The 13691-nt window shown below is 59.6% G+C and carries 15 protein-coding genes; 5 read left to right on the top strand and 10 right to left on the bottom strand.

Annotated features, from left to right (window positions below; genetic code table 11):
* Positions 1-96: 96 nt before the first annotated feature.
* From ACVWXE_RS01510 to ACVWXE_RS01495, 4 genes are all read right to left on the bottom strand, one after another.
* Positions 97-699: a hypothetical protein gene (locus ACVWXE_RS01510; RefSeq protein WP_457489407.1), complete on the bottom strand. Its 603-nt coding sequence runs from the start codon at positions 697-699 to the stop codon at positions 97-99.
* Between the two features lie 53 nt (positions 700-752).
* The gene (ilvN, locus tag ACVWXE_RS01505) at positions 753-1277 is read right to left on the bottom strand and encodes an acetolactate synthase small subunit (RefSeq protein ID WP_011432604.1); all 525 of its coding nucleotides are present in this window, start codon (positions 1275-1277) and stop codon (positions 753-755) included.
* Between the two features lie 164 nt (positions 1278-1441).
* Positions 1442-3955, bottom strand: coding sequence for a peptidase U32 family protein (locus tag ACVWXE_RS01500; protein WP_457489406.1), 2514 nt, complete (start codon positions 3953-3955; stop codon positions 1442-1444).
* Between the two features lie 382 nt (positions 3956-4337).
* Positions 4338-4529, bottom strand: coding sequence for a hypothetical protein (locus ACVWXE_RS01495; protein WP_011432601.1), 192 nt, complete (start codon positions 4527-4529; stop codon positions 4338-4340).
* A gap of 503 nt (positions 4530-5032) precedes the next feature.
* On the opposite strand from ACVWXE_RS01495, the gene ACVWXE_RS01490 reads away from it, so the two are divergent.
* The 3 genes from ACVWXE_RS01490 (at position 5033) to ACVWXE_RS01480 (ending at position 7708) form a co-directional block, all read left to right on the top strand.
* On the top strand, positions 5033-5881 hold the full coding sequence (locus ACVWXE_RS01490; protein WP_414350234.1) for a Tic22 family protein: 849 nt from the start codon (positions 5033-5035) through the stop codon (positions 5879-5881).
* 12 nt (positions 5882-5893) lie between these two features.
* Complete coding sequence (gene prmC / locus ACVWXE_RS01485) at positions 5894-6781, top strand: peptide chain release factor N(5)-glutamine methyltransferase (protein WP_414406837.1); 888 nt, start codon at positions 5894-5896, stop codon at positions 6779-6781.
* 156 nt (positions 6782-6937) lie between these two features.
* Entirely contained in the window at positions 6938-7708 is a 771-nt protein-coding gene (locus tag ACVWXE_RS01480) for a sensor histidine kinase (RefSeq protein ID WP_414419073.1), read from the top strand.
* A gap of 24 nt (positions 7709-7732) precedes the next feature.
* Here ACVWXE_RS01480 and ACVWXE_RS01475 read toward each other — a convergent pair whose 3' ends face one another.
* Together ACVWXE_RS01475 and psb27 are read right to left on the bottom strand one after the other, a co-directional pair.
* Positions 7733-8236 (bottom strand): YHS domain-containing (seleno)protein, encoded by a 504-nt coding sequence (locus tag ACVWXE_RS01475; protein ID WP_457443243.1) that lies wholly within the window; start codon positions 8234-8236, stop codon positions 7733-7735.
* 184 nt (positions 8237-8420) lie between these two features.
* Positions 8421-8822 carry a photosystem II protein Psb27 gene (gene psb27 / locus ACVWXE_RS01470; protein ID WP_414350230.1) on the bottom strand — a complete coding sequence of 134 codons (402 nt, stop codon included), beginning with the start codon at positions 8820-8822 and terminating at the stop codon, positions 8421-8423.
* Between the two features lie 65 nt (positions 8823-8887).
* On the opposite strand from psb27, the gene ACVWXE_RS01465 reads away from it, so the two are divergent.
* Both ACVWXE_RS01465 and ACVWXE_RS01460 read left to right on the top strand, forming a co-directional pair.
* Positions 8888-9628, top strand: a complete 741-nt coding sequence (locus ACVWXE_RS01465; RefSeq protein WP_457489405.1) for an NnrU family protein — start codon at positions 8888-8890, stop codon at positions 9626-9628.
* Positions 9629-9662: 34 nt separating this feature from the next.
* The gene (locus ACVWXE_RS01460) at positions 9663-10055 is read left to right on the top strand and encodes a thioredoxin family protein (protein ID WP_457489404.1); all 393 of its coding nucleotides are present in this window, start codon (positions 9663-9665) and stop codon (positions 10053-10055) included.
* On the opposite strand, the gene ACVWXE_RS01455 is transcribed toward ACVWXE_RS01460, so the two are convergent.
* The 4 genes from ACVWXE_RS01455 to pip all read right to left on the bottom strand — a co-directional run bounded on the left by ACVWXE_RS01455 (position 9992) and on the right by pip (position 13669).
* Positions 9992-11587, bottom strand: coding sequence for a hydantoinase B/oxoprolinase family protein (locus ACVWXE_RS01455; RefSeq protein ID WP_457489403.1), 1596 nt, complete (start codon positions 11585-11587; stop codon positions 9992-9994). The genes ACVWXE_RS01460 and ACVWXE_RS01455 overlap by 64 nt on opposite strands.
* A gap of 10 nt (positions 11588-11597) precedes the next feature.
* Complete coding sequence (locus ACVWXE_RS01450; protein ID WP_457489402.1) at positions 11598-11903, bottom strand: hypothetical protein; 306 nt, start codon at positions 11901-11903, stop codon at positions 11598-11600.
* A 35-nt stretch (positions 11904-11938) separates the two neighbouring features.
* Positions 11939-12478, bottom strand: coding sequence for a PDZ domain-containing protein (locus ACVWXE_RS01445; RefSeq protein WP_457402175.1), 540 nt, complete (start codon positions 12476-12478; stop codon positions 11939-11941).
* A gap of 240 nt (positions 12479-12718) precedes the next feature.
* Positions 12719-13669 (bottom strand): prolyl aminopeptidase, encoded by a 951-nt coding sequence (gene pip, locus ACVWXE_RS01440; RefSeq protein WP_457489401.1) that lies wholly within the window; start codon positions 13667-13669, stop codon positions 12719-12721.
* Positions 13670-13691 lie beyond the last annotated feature (22 nt).

Below are 13691 nucleotides of genomic sequence, written 5' to 3'. Positions count from 1 at the left end.
AAACAGAAAGATCAACTGGTAGTAATCCGTACTGAACATATTATACATTATTTTCAGTATAGTTGAGCTTATTATTGACTAGAGTCATGCTCTACTTCAGGTGGGAGTAGAAGTATTGGTAGGGCTGGGAGCTCCATCGGACTCCGTCCTGCCAACGTCGGCGGCAGCAGGTGCAGTTGCCGGCAGTGTAGGTTCTGGCCCGGCAGGAGGCAACTCCGGTGCCGGTGCGGGCTGAGGCAGAAAGTCGATGACCTCCCAAGTCTTGGAATCCGGTGAGCTGTAGGCCAGCAGCCACCGTTCGGGCACGGTTTTGACGCGGTCGGGCGAGCGTTGTGTAGCAACAGTTTGTGCCTTTTGGTGGGCCAGGGTGAGCTGGAAGGGATCCCCTTTGCGGCGATAGGGGCGGCGGGATCCCGGCGGCTGCACGCTCAGGGTGTAGGTGCCGCTGAGGTGATGGCCTTCCAGGGTTTCTCCTGAGGCCAACAGCAAGGGTTCACGGCGATCCTGGCGGATTTTCACATCCTGCAATTGCAGGCGGGCTGCTAGCTGGTCACTGCCCACCAAGGATCCCACCGGCCCGGACAAATGAGCGATCTGATAGGCGAGGGCCTGCTGCACAATCGGTTTTGGCGGCCTGGGGCCACAGCCGACCAGCAGCCCCACCAGCACAATAGCCACAAGGCTGAGTGCACCGCGCACAACCGATCCCTGGCCCCTCCACCCCGACTTCGGCATCGCTTCCCCTGAGGCCATCAGACGGTAACTAAGGTGGGGTGTTGCTTCAGGTATTCCGTATTCACGCCGGACTCGCGGGTGAGAGCCACAAGGCCGGTACGGGCGATCTCGCGGATGCCAAAGCTGGTCAACATCTTGATGATGGCCACCATTTTGCCGGGATCCCCGGTTACCTCGAGAGTCAAAGACTCCTCTGCCACATCCACAATCCGGGCACGAAACATTTGGGCCACATCCATGATGGCGGAGCGGGTATCGGGGCTGGCGTTAACTTTGACCAGCATCAGCTCCCGTTCCACACAGGGAACATGGGTGATGTCGGTTACTTTCAGCACGTCAATGAGCTTGTAGAGCTGCTTCGTCATCTGCTCCACATCGTGTTCATCGCCCTGCACCACCATAGTGATACGAGAGATCCCCGGTCGTTCGGTGGGGCCAACGGTGAGGCTGTCGATGTTAAAGCCGCGACGGGCAAACATCCCCGCAATGCGGGTTAAAACGCCAGGCTGATCCTGCACGAGGGCGCTGAGGGTGTGTTTCACGGCAACCAGAGGATAGAGAAAAAGCTGAGAAGAGGTTGGGGAAGCACCTGGGAATAACAATACCCTGAGGAAATTTTACGCCAACTTTGCCGGAATGTTTTTCGCATTGCTCCGGTCGGAGCACAGCTGCAGAGCCGGCGCCCTAGAGAAAGACAGCGCAGCCGTTAACTCTCCAAAGACCCGCGCGTAACCCCCAATTGGCTGTGTAGCTTCAGCTCCTGCCACAGTTGGGATCCGCTGAGTTGACCTTGTAGGAGTTGCTGATAGCGGTGCAGGGTTTGTTGGATCTCGGCGGGGGATTCATGCAAAAATTCGATGCGCAGATAGCGCAGGCCCAAGGCCAATAATTTCGGCACATACTCTGCCCCCGTTTGGGCCTTGCCGTTGTAGAGGGTATTCCGACAGCCGGCATCGGCCTTCAAAATGTGCTCGACATTGGCCCTGTCCCTCAGCTTCACCTCGTGTTTTTCACATGGGCGACCACAATTGGTGTAATCCGTTCCGCTGGATAAAAAGGCGCAAAAGACGCAGTGCTCCATGTGGAACAGGGGCATATGTTGATGAAGGGTAACCTCATACCTATGGGCGGGGCCGGCTTGCAGCAGGGATCCCAGTTGCTCATGGTTGAGGTCATAGGAAGCCGTCAAGCGCTCCAGGTTGTAACGGGTTTTGAGATAGTGGGCCGTGATGGGATTGGCCACATTCAAGGAAAAATCCCCAATGCAGCGCTGCCCGGCAAAGAAACGGAGATGATCGTAATTTCTCACCAAGTAGCCATCGGCCCCAGCGGCCAACACTTGCTTTAGGATCCAGGTTTCTCCCGGCTTGGTGATGCGGGGCGGGGCAGCCCACAGCTCCACCTCAGGATGGATGGCTTTGGTTGTGCGGATCACCTCCCGATAGCGGCGGGGATCCTCAAACTCCAGATAGATCTGCCGGATACCGCTGGCTATCACCGGCGGCAGTTGCGCCGGATCCCGCACCAACGCCACCAACTGCGGGGATCCCCTTGCGGGCTCCTCCTGAGAAGGCACCAGATCTTGCCAGCGAGCTTCAGGGTTGAGTTGCCAGCGCGGGGGCTGGGCCCGCAGAGCTTGTAGGCGTTCCACCGCTTGTCGGCGCATCTGGTTGAGCATGCTCACCGGCAGCATCACCTCCCCTTGCAGGGCATTGTGCAGAGATTCCAATTTGAAGGGGGTGGAGCCCAAACGGCCCAGTTGCTGTTGCAGTTTTTCCGTGGTGAGGGGTTGGTGGTGGGCAGCCTCCAGAGGCAGCGGCGAATCCACCCGCACCGTGTGTCCCTGCTCATCCCGCACGATCAACGTCAGCGGGGATCCCACTTGGCCGTGAACCTCCATGTGGACGGGCCGCTGAAAGCGGGGGTGATCCCCGGCGTAGCTCTGGCGCAGGCGTTTTTCCAGTTCCGGGTCGCTGGTCTTCCAGAGGCGATCCCCCACCCGCAGACGTTTGAGGTCAATGGCCCCCTCTCCGAAGCTGAGCCAGGCCAGCCCCTGCTTCTCTTGCACCCGGTAAACTCGCCCCCCCTGCTCCGGCAACTCCGGCTGCCCCTGGTCAAACACCACGCCGTCCCCAGCTTTGAGGGGTGCCTCCAGCCGGATCCCCACCTGATCCTGTTGGATCCCCACCACTTGCCCCAGGTAAACCCCCCGTTTCTTGCCAAACCGCGCGTGCACCAGCTCCTGGTTGTTGATGCCCCGCAGCCAGCCTGTGTAGAGCCCACGAGAAAAGCTCATCTCCAGCTCGTAGCGTTCCTGTTGCGAGGGCTGCCACGGCTGTCCCACCCCCAGCGCATCCAAGGCCTGCCGATACACCCGCGTTACATTGGCTACATATTCTGGGGATTTCAGCCGGCCCTCAATTTTCAGACAGCGGATCCCCAGCTTCACCAGCTCCGGCAGCACCTCCAGCCCGGCCAAATCTTGAGGGCTGAGCAGATACCGCTTCTCCCCCAAGTCGCGGCGGATCCCGTCTACCACCAGCTCATAGGGCATGCGGCAGGCTTGGGCACATTCCCCCCGATTGGCCGAACGCCCCCCCAGCGCCTCGCTGGTCAGACATTGCCCCGAGTAGGCCACGCACAACGCCCCATGCACAAAGACCTCCAGAGATAGGGAGGATCCCTTCTCTTGCAGATAGGCCTGGATCTGGGCGATTTCCTGGAGGGAACATTCCCGCGCCAGCACCACCACCTCACAGCCCAGCTCAGCGGCAAACTCCGCTCCCACTCCACTGGTGATGGTCATTTGCGTGGAAGCATGGATGGGGAAATCGGGGGAAAGATGCCGGATCAGGCGGGCGATGCCAATATCCTGCACAATCACCGCATCCACCCCCGCCGCAATCATCGAGCGGATGTATCCCTCGGCTTCCGTCAGCTCCCTTGGAAAAACCAGAGTATTCAAAGTAACATAGCCCCGTACCCCCCGCCGGTGCAGCCAGTCCATCAGTTCCGGCAAATCCGCTTCCGTAAAGTTGCGGGCGCGCATCCGGGCGTTGAAGCGCTCCAGCCCAAAGTAAATGGCATCGGCTCCGTTTTCCACTGCCGCCTTGGCACACTCCCAATCCCCCGCCGGGGCCAGCAGCAGGGGCAACTTGGTGGTCAGAGGCGGCGCCTCAAAGTAATCCGTTTCCGCGAAATCTATCCCAGCAGCTTTCATCGGAAGACAGCCCCACAAAGAGAACAAGGGATCCTTTCCCATTCAAAATCAAAAAACCTGAGAGCAGGATCCCCTTGTCTCAGGTCAAGCTGCCTCTGCCGGCGGCCTCTTAACAAAAAACTCGTTCCGTCCGCAAAGGGTCTAGGTGACATACTCCCATCGCTGACCCTACGGGTACAGGGTGGGCTTCTCGCTTCATCGGGGAGCTTTCGCAAGAACCCTCAGCGAGCAGACACGGGATGTCCCACCGCGTAGTCGCACCAGATTCCGGCAAAAGCCGTTTTGTGCAACTGCTCCCATCATACACCATGTGGGGGTATCTGTATCCCGGCACTGACCCTACGTACAGTACGGGGCTTAGCTACCCCCACACCCCCATAAGCTAAGAAGCCACCAGCACATTCAGGATCCCGGTGAGGACGGCGCTGAACAAAGCCAACGTTAGGTAGCGGCCAACAGCCGGGTTGTCACCCAGCAGCCGATCGGAAGCGCTGATGGTGAAAAACAAAGACCAGGCCTGAGTAGCGTTGATGGTCTCAAATTGGTTGAATTCAGCGGTGAAGATCTTAGCCATGACTCAATGCTCCCTACAGCTGTGGGTTCGCACCCCTACCTTAACAAAAGTTAACAGCAGCTGCCACGTTTGTGCGGCTACATCAGGACACCGCCGAACAAGGCTGGAATAGGCAGCGTTTTATGGGAGAGCTGGGTACACAACCCTCGGAGGGATCTGCATCTAGCGTGGATCAGTTGTATGCGACTCCGTATATAGTATTGGGTGATGCGGGATCCCCACCCAAAATAGGGGCTTTGCCCCTCGACAGAGGTCGAGCAGATGTTCTAACCTTGGCTTCTAGGGTGGCCCAAGAGCGCTCTTCAAGATAGGTGTGCCGGGGTGTTGTCAGCGATGGCCAACCGGGATCCTAAGGCTGAGAGTGTGCCGCATCGCTAGCCTAAGCCCTGTTGAGCGGCTTTAATCTAGGCAGCTTTTGATTTGCCCCAGGCTGTTGGTTAGTACTTAGGAAGCTGACCCCATAGCAACCAGAACAAGGCGCGATGCCGGGAGTTAAGATGAGAATGACGCGTTGTAATGTAGTATCGCCTGTGCGCTCCCTCTGCCGCTGTGCAGCTCAGGTGGGCGGCGTAGCCGGGATCCTGATCGGAACAGCTTGGGGGGGTTTGGCTGTGACTCCTGTTTGGGCTCAGGAGAATGCCCTACTGGCTCAGGCTGCGGCAGGCCCCATGAGCCGGCAAGAGGTGGCGGAGCGGCTGAATCTGGTGCCTGTTTTTGCCATTGTGTCTCAGAACGGCACCCCCGTTGTCGCCAATGTGGAGCGGGATGGCCGCACCATCCAAGTGGTTTCCTTCTGGCTGGATCAAGCCCAAGCCCAGCAAGTGTTGGAGCAGGTGAAAGCCAGCAACCCCGAGATAGCCAGTCAAGCCCGGGTAGTGCCTCTCTCGCTGGGGTATGCCTACGAAAAATCGGAAGAGGAGCGCGCCAAGAATAGTGACCTGTATTTTGAGGTGGTGCCTCGGGCTTCTGATGTGGAAGCAGCCAAGCAGGTGCTGAAGGAAACCGGTCAAGATGTGCCTGCAGAAGCGATTGGTGTGCCTCTGTTCTATGGCCGCTCCGGAGAGGGGCTGCTGACCATCGAGCAGGATGGCCATGAGGTGGTGCCCTTCTTCTTCGACCGCAACGATTTGCGGAGGGCTTTGGATCGGGCGGCAGCGCAGAACCCGGATGTGGTTGGGAAAACCCAGATTGAAGTGACCTCGCTGGCCATTGTGGTGGAGCGTATGCTGGCCCCCGACGCGCAGGCCGATGTGCAGAAAATTGCCTTTATCCCCTCTCGCTCGGCGCTGGAGTACATCCAATCGCTGGCCCGGCCTGCCAATCCTTCTGCAAGTCCCCAGCCTCAGCGTTAACCTAAGCCCCTGATGGGATCCCCGTCTGCTCTGGTGAAGCGGTTAACAGAGTGGCGTGCCCAAGCCCTGAGGGCGGCAAAAGCGGCTGGGATCCCTGCCGAGGAAGTGGAGATTTTGCTCAAAGAACGGCTGGGGTGGGGGCCATTGGAGCGGTTGATGGGTCGCGCTCCGGCTGGGGAGGGGGATCCCCTGGAGGAGGTGCAGGCCCTTTGGCGGCAAAGGGTGGAAGAGCGCATCCCCCTACAGTACCTGTTGGGCAAAGTTGAGTGGGCGGGCTTGAGCTTGCGGGTGACGCCGGCGGTGCTGATCCCACGCCCGGAGACCGAGCTGCTGGTGGAGCAGGCTTCCCTTTGGCTACAGGCCAATCCTCTGCCGCCGGGATCCTGCTTTGCCGACCTGGGCACAGGCAGCGGGGCGATTGCCATTGCGTTGGCCCATCAGCACCCCCAGTTGCGGCTTCTGGCCGTGGATTCTAGCCCAGAGGCCTTGGCTATTGCAGCAGACAATGTGGCAGCCCACCATCTGCAGGAGCGGGTGAAGTTGCTGCTGGGATCCTGGTTTGTGCCCTTGGATCCCTGGCGGGGGCAGCTGCGCGGCCTGGTTTCCAACCCTCCCTACATTCCCTCTGCTGAGCTGGCCTCGCTCATGCCAGAGGTGCGACTGCACGAGCCACGACAGGCTCTGGATGGGGGAGAAGACGGCCTAGCCCACTTGCGGCTGTTGATTCAAGCAGCACCGGATTACTTGGCCCCGAACTCCTTTTGGGCGGTGGAAGTGATGCGAGGCCAAGCCCCTTGGGTGGCGGAGCAGTTGCAAGCTAGAGGCTGCTATCGGCAGATCCAAGTTCACCGAGATCTGGCCGGGATTGAACGGGTGGTCAGCGCCCACTTCGTCGGATAGAAAAGGGTAGGATCCCATAACATGGGGTATCGCCGCAGCCCGATTGCCTCAGCGGGACGTAGTCCTCGCTGTCCAAAACTCAAAGATCCAAACCCAAGGATCTGAACCTCGACGGGATCCCCCGTCTTTCCTTCGGAGCACCTCTTGAGGAAACCCTTGCCTGCAGCCAAACCCGATCCACTCCCCCAGCAGGCTGCCTCTGCCGACAAGCAAGAGGCTGTGGATTGGCAATTTGCTTTTGAACGCTCTGAGGTGATGCGAGCCTTTCAACAAGAGTTGCTCGTCAGCATCGGCCATGAGCTGCGCAATCCCCTCAGCAGCCAGATGGGATCCCTGCAGTTGGTGTTGTCGGATCTATGTGACTCTCCCGAAGAGGAGCGGGAATACCTTCAAAGTGCCAAAGAGGCGGTAGAGCGCCTGATCAAGCTGCTTGAGGAATACACCCGCCTGGCTCGCCATGACCTGCCCATCCAACCTCTGCGACCGGAACCGACCCGACTACGCCCCCTCCTGCAGGATGTGTACAGCCTAACTCGCCTACAGGCCCAGGATCAGGGCATTCGCTACGAATGGCCGGCCCTACAACCCACCTCGGCCTTTGAGGTGCCCCTTCTCCCGGACAGCCTCACCGTTTGGGCGGATCCCCACGGCTTGGTGCAGGCGCTTCTGGGAGTGTGTCGCTGGGGCATCCGCACCCTACGCTATGGTTCGATGGCTCTGCACCCCTATCCCACCGCAGAAGAAGAGGGGCGACTGTGCCTGGGGTGGAACCTTGAGGGGCGATGCCATGTGCCCATTCAAACAGAGGGCTGTGCCGTCTGGCGGGTAAGCGAGCGGCTCCTGAGAGAAATGGGAGGCCAGCTGGAACTCTGCGAAAGCGGCCCCTACCGAGTTGGCATCAAGGTGACCCTGCGCCTCGCCCATTGAACCCCAGGCCAGAGGGACTTGGGCCTATCGGCTTCTCAAAGCTGGCCAGTTGGCATCTGCCCTCTTGATCAAGCCGGGGATGTCGCGCTCCCAGTTACGCTGTACCCGCTGGTTGGCGTTCAGGTACAGCTTGTCATCAACAATTTTCCAGGCAAAGGGATCCACCGGGTAAAGGTAGTTGTGGGCCACGGCCCAGGCACAAAACCCGCCGTACTGGGGGGCAAAGCGCTCTGGGTCGTTGCGAAACCGCTCCCGATTCTCGGCGCTGGCAAACCTCCAGGTCACCCCTCCCCACTCCCATTCATACTCTGGGGATCCCTTGACCGGCTTGCCGTCGATGAAATAGGCCACCGGGTCATAGCCCCGCAGGGCCAGGCCATCCGTTGCAAAAAAGGGGCCCGGGGATCCCTCCTCGACAGCCCCAACGACCTGTCCTTGGGCTGGGAGAGACAGGAGCCAAGCTGGGTGAGAAGCAACAGCCCCAACCATCAGCAGCAGCGGGATCAAAGCCCAACGATTTTTGACCATCACAACCTCCCAAGTCCTCAATCGAAAATCGAAATGAGCAAGAAAGCCTTACTCTTCCCCTTCAGGTTCCAAAAGACATCTGACAAAAGACATCTGAGGAGATGCTGGCTTCCGGGGACTGGGAACAGTTTGGCCACAGCGAGGAGATTTGCCTGTGATTTGGATCTCGGAGATCTAAAAAAGCTCAACCTTCTCGGCGCAGGGCCAATTCGGCCCGATCCAGTTGCATTAGCACCCGCTCCACCTTTTCGGGGTTGAGAGGTCGACTGGAAGTGCGGTACTGGGAGGCCAGCGTGTTAAACACCGTGCGCAAAGTGGTAAAAGACTGCAGCTTATCGTAGCGATGGCCGTGGTAGCGCCCAGAAAACTCCTGGATGGCTTGCATGGCTTCCGCTCGCGCCTCTTCCGGGTTCATCAGGGGATCCCCTTCTGAAAGGACGGTGCGTAGGGTTTGGATCAGGGTCATGCTGTCTTCGTAATACTTGCCGGTGAGACGGGCAGCCTGAGCAACTGAGCTCGCTGAGCCCAGCAAAAGGGCTACAGACAGGAGCAGGCTGACAAGACGCAGAAAAAAAGTTTTGAGCATGGGGAACCTAATGTAACTTACTTTTAAGCATAAGCCACAGCAACACCAGAGGAGTCACCCAAAAGATGCTGTTCACCCCCTTCAGCGACTTTCTGCAGAAGCTGGGCCAGTACGGATCCCATTGGACAATGCTGGCCCTAATCTTGGGATTTGCCTGTGCTCACAGCGGACTGGCCTACTTGCGACCCTGGGGGGAAAGCCGGCTGGGATCCCGTCTGTACCGCATCTTCTTTGCTCTGGTGAGCCTCAGTTTGGCACCGCTGTTGCTCATCTATTTTTTCAACCACCGCTACGACGGGGTGATTCTCTGGGATCTCCAAGCCGTCCCGGGCATTCGCACCACCGTTGCTCTTTTGTCTGCCCTCTCTTTTTTCTTTTTGTATCCGGCCACCTTCAACTTGCTGGAGATCGCCGCCATTCGCAAGCCGGAGATCCACCTGTTTGAAACCGGGATCATCCGCATCACCCGTCATCCCCAAATGGTGGGCCAGGTGATCTGGTGTGTGGCCCATTCCCTGTGGATTGGCTCCAGCTTTATGGTGGTGACCTCGCTTGGGCTCATTGCCTACCACCTGTTTGCCGTTTGGCATGGGGATCACCGCCTGGAGCGGAAATACGGGCAGGCCTTCCGCGATCTCAAGGCGCGCACCTCCGTGATCCCCGGCTTGGCCATTCTGCAGAAGCGACAGCAACTGCGCCCGCGAGAGTTTCTGCGCTGGGCCTATTTGGGGGTGTTCAGCTTTGTAGTGATTCTTTACGCCTTCCATCCACAAATGGTTTCTGCAGCCAGCCGAGTTGCCTGGTAGCATGATCCCAAAGAACTTCTTTAGTTTGGGGGCGATGATCTTGCAAGTTGCATTAGATGCTTTTAATCAAGAACTTTTGACAAGTGACGGGTTGGTTTTGGTGGATTTCGGCGCCCCTTGGTGTGGCCTGTGTCGCTTCATCCAGCCGATTACCGACCGTCTCGTAGCCGAGTGGGGAGGGGCGGTCAAAGTACTGCGGGTGAATGTAGACGACAATTTTTGGCTGCCGCGCCGCTATCGGGTGCGCTCTTTGCCAACCCTAATTTTGTTTGAGAAAGGTCAAGAAGTGCAAAGGCTGGAGCACTTCGCCAATCGCGATGAGGTGCTTCGCCGCTGCGAGCAGTTGTTTCTTGACCACCTGCGCTACCTGGGTTCGGGAGCCTGCTCATCCTCGTTTGAGCCCCAAGCCCCGCCGCCCGGCGTGTAGAGGGTGATCACGTCGCCGGCTTTTAGGGAGCGGCTGATTTTGCCAGGCAAGGGATCCCCGTTGAGGAGGTTGATCCCCACTTGGCCTGGCCCGCCTCCCTGTTCTCCTTGGGGGGCATAGTGGCGCCGCTCGGTGAGCAGGGAGAGGGTGCAATCTTGTAAAGTCTGGATGGATCGGATCAGTCCCCAGCCGCCCCGCTGTTGACCATGGCCGCCGGAATCCTGGCGGAGCTCGTAGCGCAGCACCCGCAGGGGATACTCCAACTCCAGGGCTTCGATGGGGGTGTTGAGGGTATTGCTCATGCCCACGTGGACGCCATCCAGGCCCGGTCGCTGTCGGCTGGCCCCCTGACCACCCCCCAAGGTTTCGTAGTAGGTGAAGCGGCGGTTGCCCAGCACACAGTTGTTCATGGTGCCCTGTCCCTGGGCGATGCTCCGCAATCCGGCCACGGGAGCCAGAGCTTTGAACACCACATCGGCAATTCGCTGCGAGGTTTCCACATTGCCCGCCACCACTGCTGCCGGAAACTGGGCATTCACCAAGCAGCCGGGCGGCGCCACGATCTCGATGGGATCCTCCAAGCCGACATTGCTGGGGGCCGTGGGATCCAACAGACAGCGCAGGGCAAACAACACCGCCGAGCGGGTGACGGCCAGGGGCGCGTTCAGGTTTCCCGCCATGGCCGGAGCAGTGCCGGTGAAGTCCACCCGCAGCTTCTCGCCCTCTACTTCCACCTGCACCCGAATCTCAAGGGGCGCGGGCGGATCCCCGTAGCCCTCCAACCAATCCTCAGCCGTGTAGATCCCATCGGGCAGAGCCTGAATTTGCGCCCGCATCCGCCGGCGGCTGTACTCGATGACCCCTGCGATCAACTGCCAAGCTTCCTCTTCTCCAAAGCGGGCCAGCAACTCCCGAAACCGGCTCATCCCCACTGCGCTGGCCCCCACCTGAGCCTGCAGATCCCCCCGCCGCTGCTCGGCATTGCGCACATTGGCCAGGATTAGGCGCAGCAGATCTTCTTGCCAGTGCAACGCTCCTTCCAGAGAGAGCCCAGCCAGCCGTACCGGCGGGATCACCAGCCCCTCTTGCCAAAGTTCTGTGGAGTCGGCGGGCATGGAGCCAGGGCGCATCCCTCCAATATCAGCGTGATGAGCACGGTTCACAGCATAGGCGCAAATCCGGTCGGGATCCCTCCAGCCGGGAATGGCCGCGACCACCGTAACGTCCGGCAGATGGGATCCCCCCTGGTAGGGATCGTTAAGGACAAACACATCTCCGGGTCGCGGGTTGGCTGCCACCACCGCTCGCACCGCCTCCGAGAGGGCTCCCAGATGCACCGGGATGTGAGCTGCCTGGGCAATGCAAGCCCCTTGCGAGTCAAACAGAGCTGTGGAGCAATCCCGCCGCTCCTTGATGTTGGCCGAATAAGAACCGCGGATGAGGCGGGCTCCCATCTCTTCGGCAATCCCCGCCAGAGCGTTGGCCATGACCTGCAACCGGATGGGATTGGAGACAGGATAGTTGCTATCCATACCTCTCCAATCAAAGCCTGCGCCGCAGCCAAACGGCCACCCTGCGGATCCCTTGCCAGAACTGCAAACGACGCTGCCAGCGGTCAAGGGTACGGCGATTCTCGCGCAGACGATCCCGCAGACGCAGCAACTCAGCGGGAGTGGAAGCCAAGGCCTGTTGAGCTGCTTCTCGCCAATCAGCCATGGCTCGCTCCGTAACCCCAAGAGCCGAGCGCAGGCTCAAAATGATGGGGATAAGGGCGATCAGAGCCAGAAACAGCAGCCCGTTAAGAGCACAAACTGCCCAGACGGCCCATCCTGAAACTCCCATCGGCATTTACGGAGGTCTCCGGGTAGGGATCCCGACAAGGCTCACTGCTGCTGCAGCATCAAGGGGCGCAACACCCGGCCATCCCCCACCACAACCACCGTTGACAGCACCCGCTCACCACGGCGGAAGGTAATCGGCACCGATTGGCCTACCGGGGTATTTTGGATGATCTGCTGCACATGTTGCACGGAGGTGACCCGCTGCCCATCCACTCCAATCAAAATATCGCCCTGGGCCAGACCGGCTCGTTGAGCAGGACCATCCTGGAGCAAGCCGACCACCTGCACCCCCTGAACTCGAAGTGCGGGGCCGAACAGACGACGGCTGATGGCGCTCTGGGCTTGCTCGCCGTTCACCGTTTCAATGGCAACTCCAATGAAGCCGTTGCCGACAGCATAGGAGGCAGGCGACCACTGGACCCCGAAGCTGTTGGCGTCGCTGCTGACCTGAACCGTGGAGCCGTGGTGGTTGTAAGCTTCACCCCCAACCGAGTCGCAGGGGTAGGCCACAACTGCATCTGCCAGCAAGAAGGAGATGGGCAGGGCTAGGGCAAGCTTGAACAGATGGGTTGGTTTCTGCATGGTTCGACCCTGGAAACGGTGAAGTAGAAATGAGCTTGAATCCGCGAAGCACTTGGGTGGATGCACCAGCCAGGTGTGGGCAGCTTGCACCGCCCCTCCCTCAGTGATAAACCCAAAATCGCCAACTGTCGATAGGCTTGGCCGTGCTTCTGGGCTGGATCCCAAGGTTTTGCCGGCCTTCCTGTAGCAATTCTTCAAGGTCTTGGGATCCCTGGCAGCACTGGGTTGGCTCGGCGGGGCTCACAAACCGGCAAAGCGATCGGTGGCTTCCAGGAGGGCGGTGCGGATTCCGGGTTCGGTGATGGAATGGCCAGCATCGGGGATCATCCGAAACTCTGCTTCTGGCCAAGCCTGATGCAGCTCCCAAGCAGAGATGGGCGGGCACACCACGTCGTAGCGCCCCTGGACGATCACCGCCGGCAGATGCCGCAGCCGTCCCACCCCCCTGAGGAGCTGATCCTCCGGATCCAAAAAACCGCCGTGGACAAAGTAATGGCACTCAATGCGGGCAAAGGCCTCGGCAAACTCTCCCCGACCAAAGCGCTCGATGAGCTCTGGGCTGGGGATCAACTTGCTGGTGCTGGCCTCCCAGACGGACCAGGCGCGAGCTGCCCTCAGCCGTACCTGGGGATCTGGGTCGTTTAGGCGGCGGTGGTAGGCTGCCAGCAGGTCATCCCGCTCTTCGGGAGGGATCGGCTCCAGGTAATGTTCCCAAGCATCGGGGAAAAAGTAGCTGGCTCCCGACTGGTAAAACCAGCGGAGCTCAAAAGGGCGCAAGAGAAAAATGCCCCGCAAGATAAACCCCAGGCAGGCTTGGGGGTGGGTTTGCCCGTAGGCCAGGGCGAGAGCGCTGCCCCAGCTCCCCCCGAACACAAACCAGCGATCAATGCCCAGATGCTGGCGCAACTTCTCGATATCCGCCACCAGATCCCAGGTGGTGTTCTCCCGCAGCTCGGCATAGGGGCGACTTTTCCCGCAGCCCCGCTGATCGAACAGCACCACCCGCCAGCGGCTGGGATCGAAATACTGCCGGTAGATGGGATCGATCCCACCTCCAGGCCCCCCGTGCAAAAACACCACCGGCTTGCCTGCCGGGTTGCCGCACTGCTCGTAGTACAGGGTGTGGAGGGAGGAAACCGCCAGAAAGCCTTGATCGTAGGGCTCGATGGGGGGATAGAGATCGCGCGACATAACTTGAAGCTCTGCTGGTCAT

This window comes from Thermostichus sp. MS-CIW-41 (genome assembly GCF_054058915.1).
This window is presented reverse-complemented; position numbering and strand designations above follow the sequence as displayed.

Excerpts from the sequence above, each read along its gene's own strand:
- prmC (WP_414406837.1), top strand. The coding sequence starts at position 5,894 with ATGGGATCCCCGTCTGCTCTGGTGAAGCGGTTAACAGAGTGGCGTGCC.
- pip (WP_457489401.1), bottom strand. The coding sequence starts at position 13,669 with ATGTCGCGCGATCTCTATCCCCCCATCGAGCCCTACGATCAAGGCTTT.
- ACVWXE_RS01445 (WP_457402175.1), bottom strand. The coding sequence starts at position 12,478 with ATGCAGAAACCAACCCATCTGTTCAAGCTTGCCCTAGCCCTGCCCATC.
- ACVWXE_RS01450 (WP_457489402.1), bottom strand. The coding sequence starts at position 11,903 with ATGCCGATGGGAGTTTCAGGATGGGCCGTCTGGGCAGTTTGTGCTCTT.
- psb27 (WP_414350230.1), bottom strand. The coding sequence starts at position 8,822 with ATGCTCAAAACTTTTTTTCTGCGTCTTGTCAGCCTGCTCCTGTCTGTA.
- ACVWXE_RS01460 (WP_457489404.1), top strand. The coding sequence starts at position 9,663 with ATGATCTTGCAAGTTGCATTAGATGCTTTTAATCAAGAACTTTTGACA.
- ACVWXE_RS01465 (WP_457489405.1), top strand. The coding sequence starts at position 8,888 with ATGCTGTTCACCCCCTTCAGCGACTTTCTGCAGAAGCTGGGCCAGTAC.
- ACVWXE_RS01490 (WP_414350234.1), top strand. The coding sequence starts at position 5,033 with ATGACGCGTTGTAATGTAGTATCGCCTGTGCGCTCCCTCTGCCGCTGT.
- ACVWXE_RS01475 (WP_457443243.1), bottom strand. The coding sequence starts at position 8,236 with ATGGTCAAAAATCGTTGGGCTTTGATCCCGCTGCTGCTGATGGTTGGG.
- ACVWXE_RS01455 (WP_457489403.1), bottom strand. The coding sequence starts at position 11,587 with ATGGATAGCAACTATCCTGTCTCCAATCCCATCCGGTTGCAGGTCATG.
- ACVWXE_RS01495 (WP_011432601.1), bottom strand. The coding sequence starts at position 4,529 with ATGGCTAAGATCTTCACCGCTGAATTCAACCAATTTGAGACCATCAAC.
- ACVWXE_RS01500 (WP_457489406.1), bottom strand. The coding sequence starts at position 3,955 with ATGAAAGCTGCTGGGATAGATTTCGCGGAAACGGATTACTTTGAGGCG.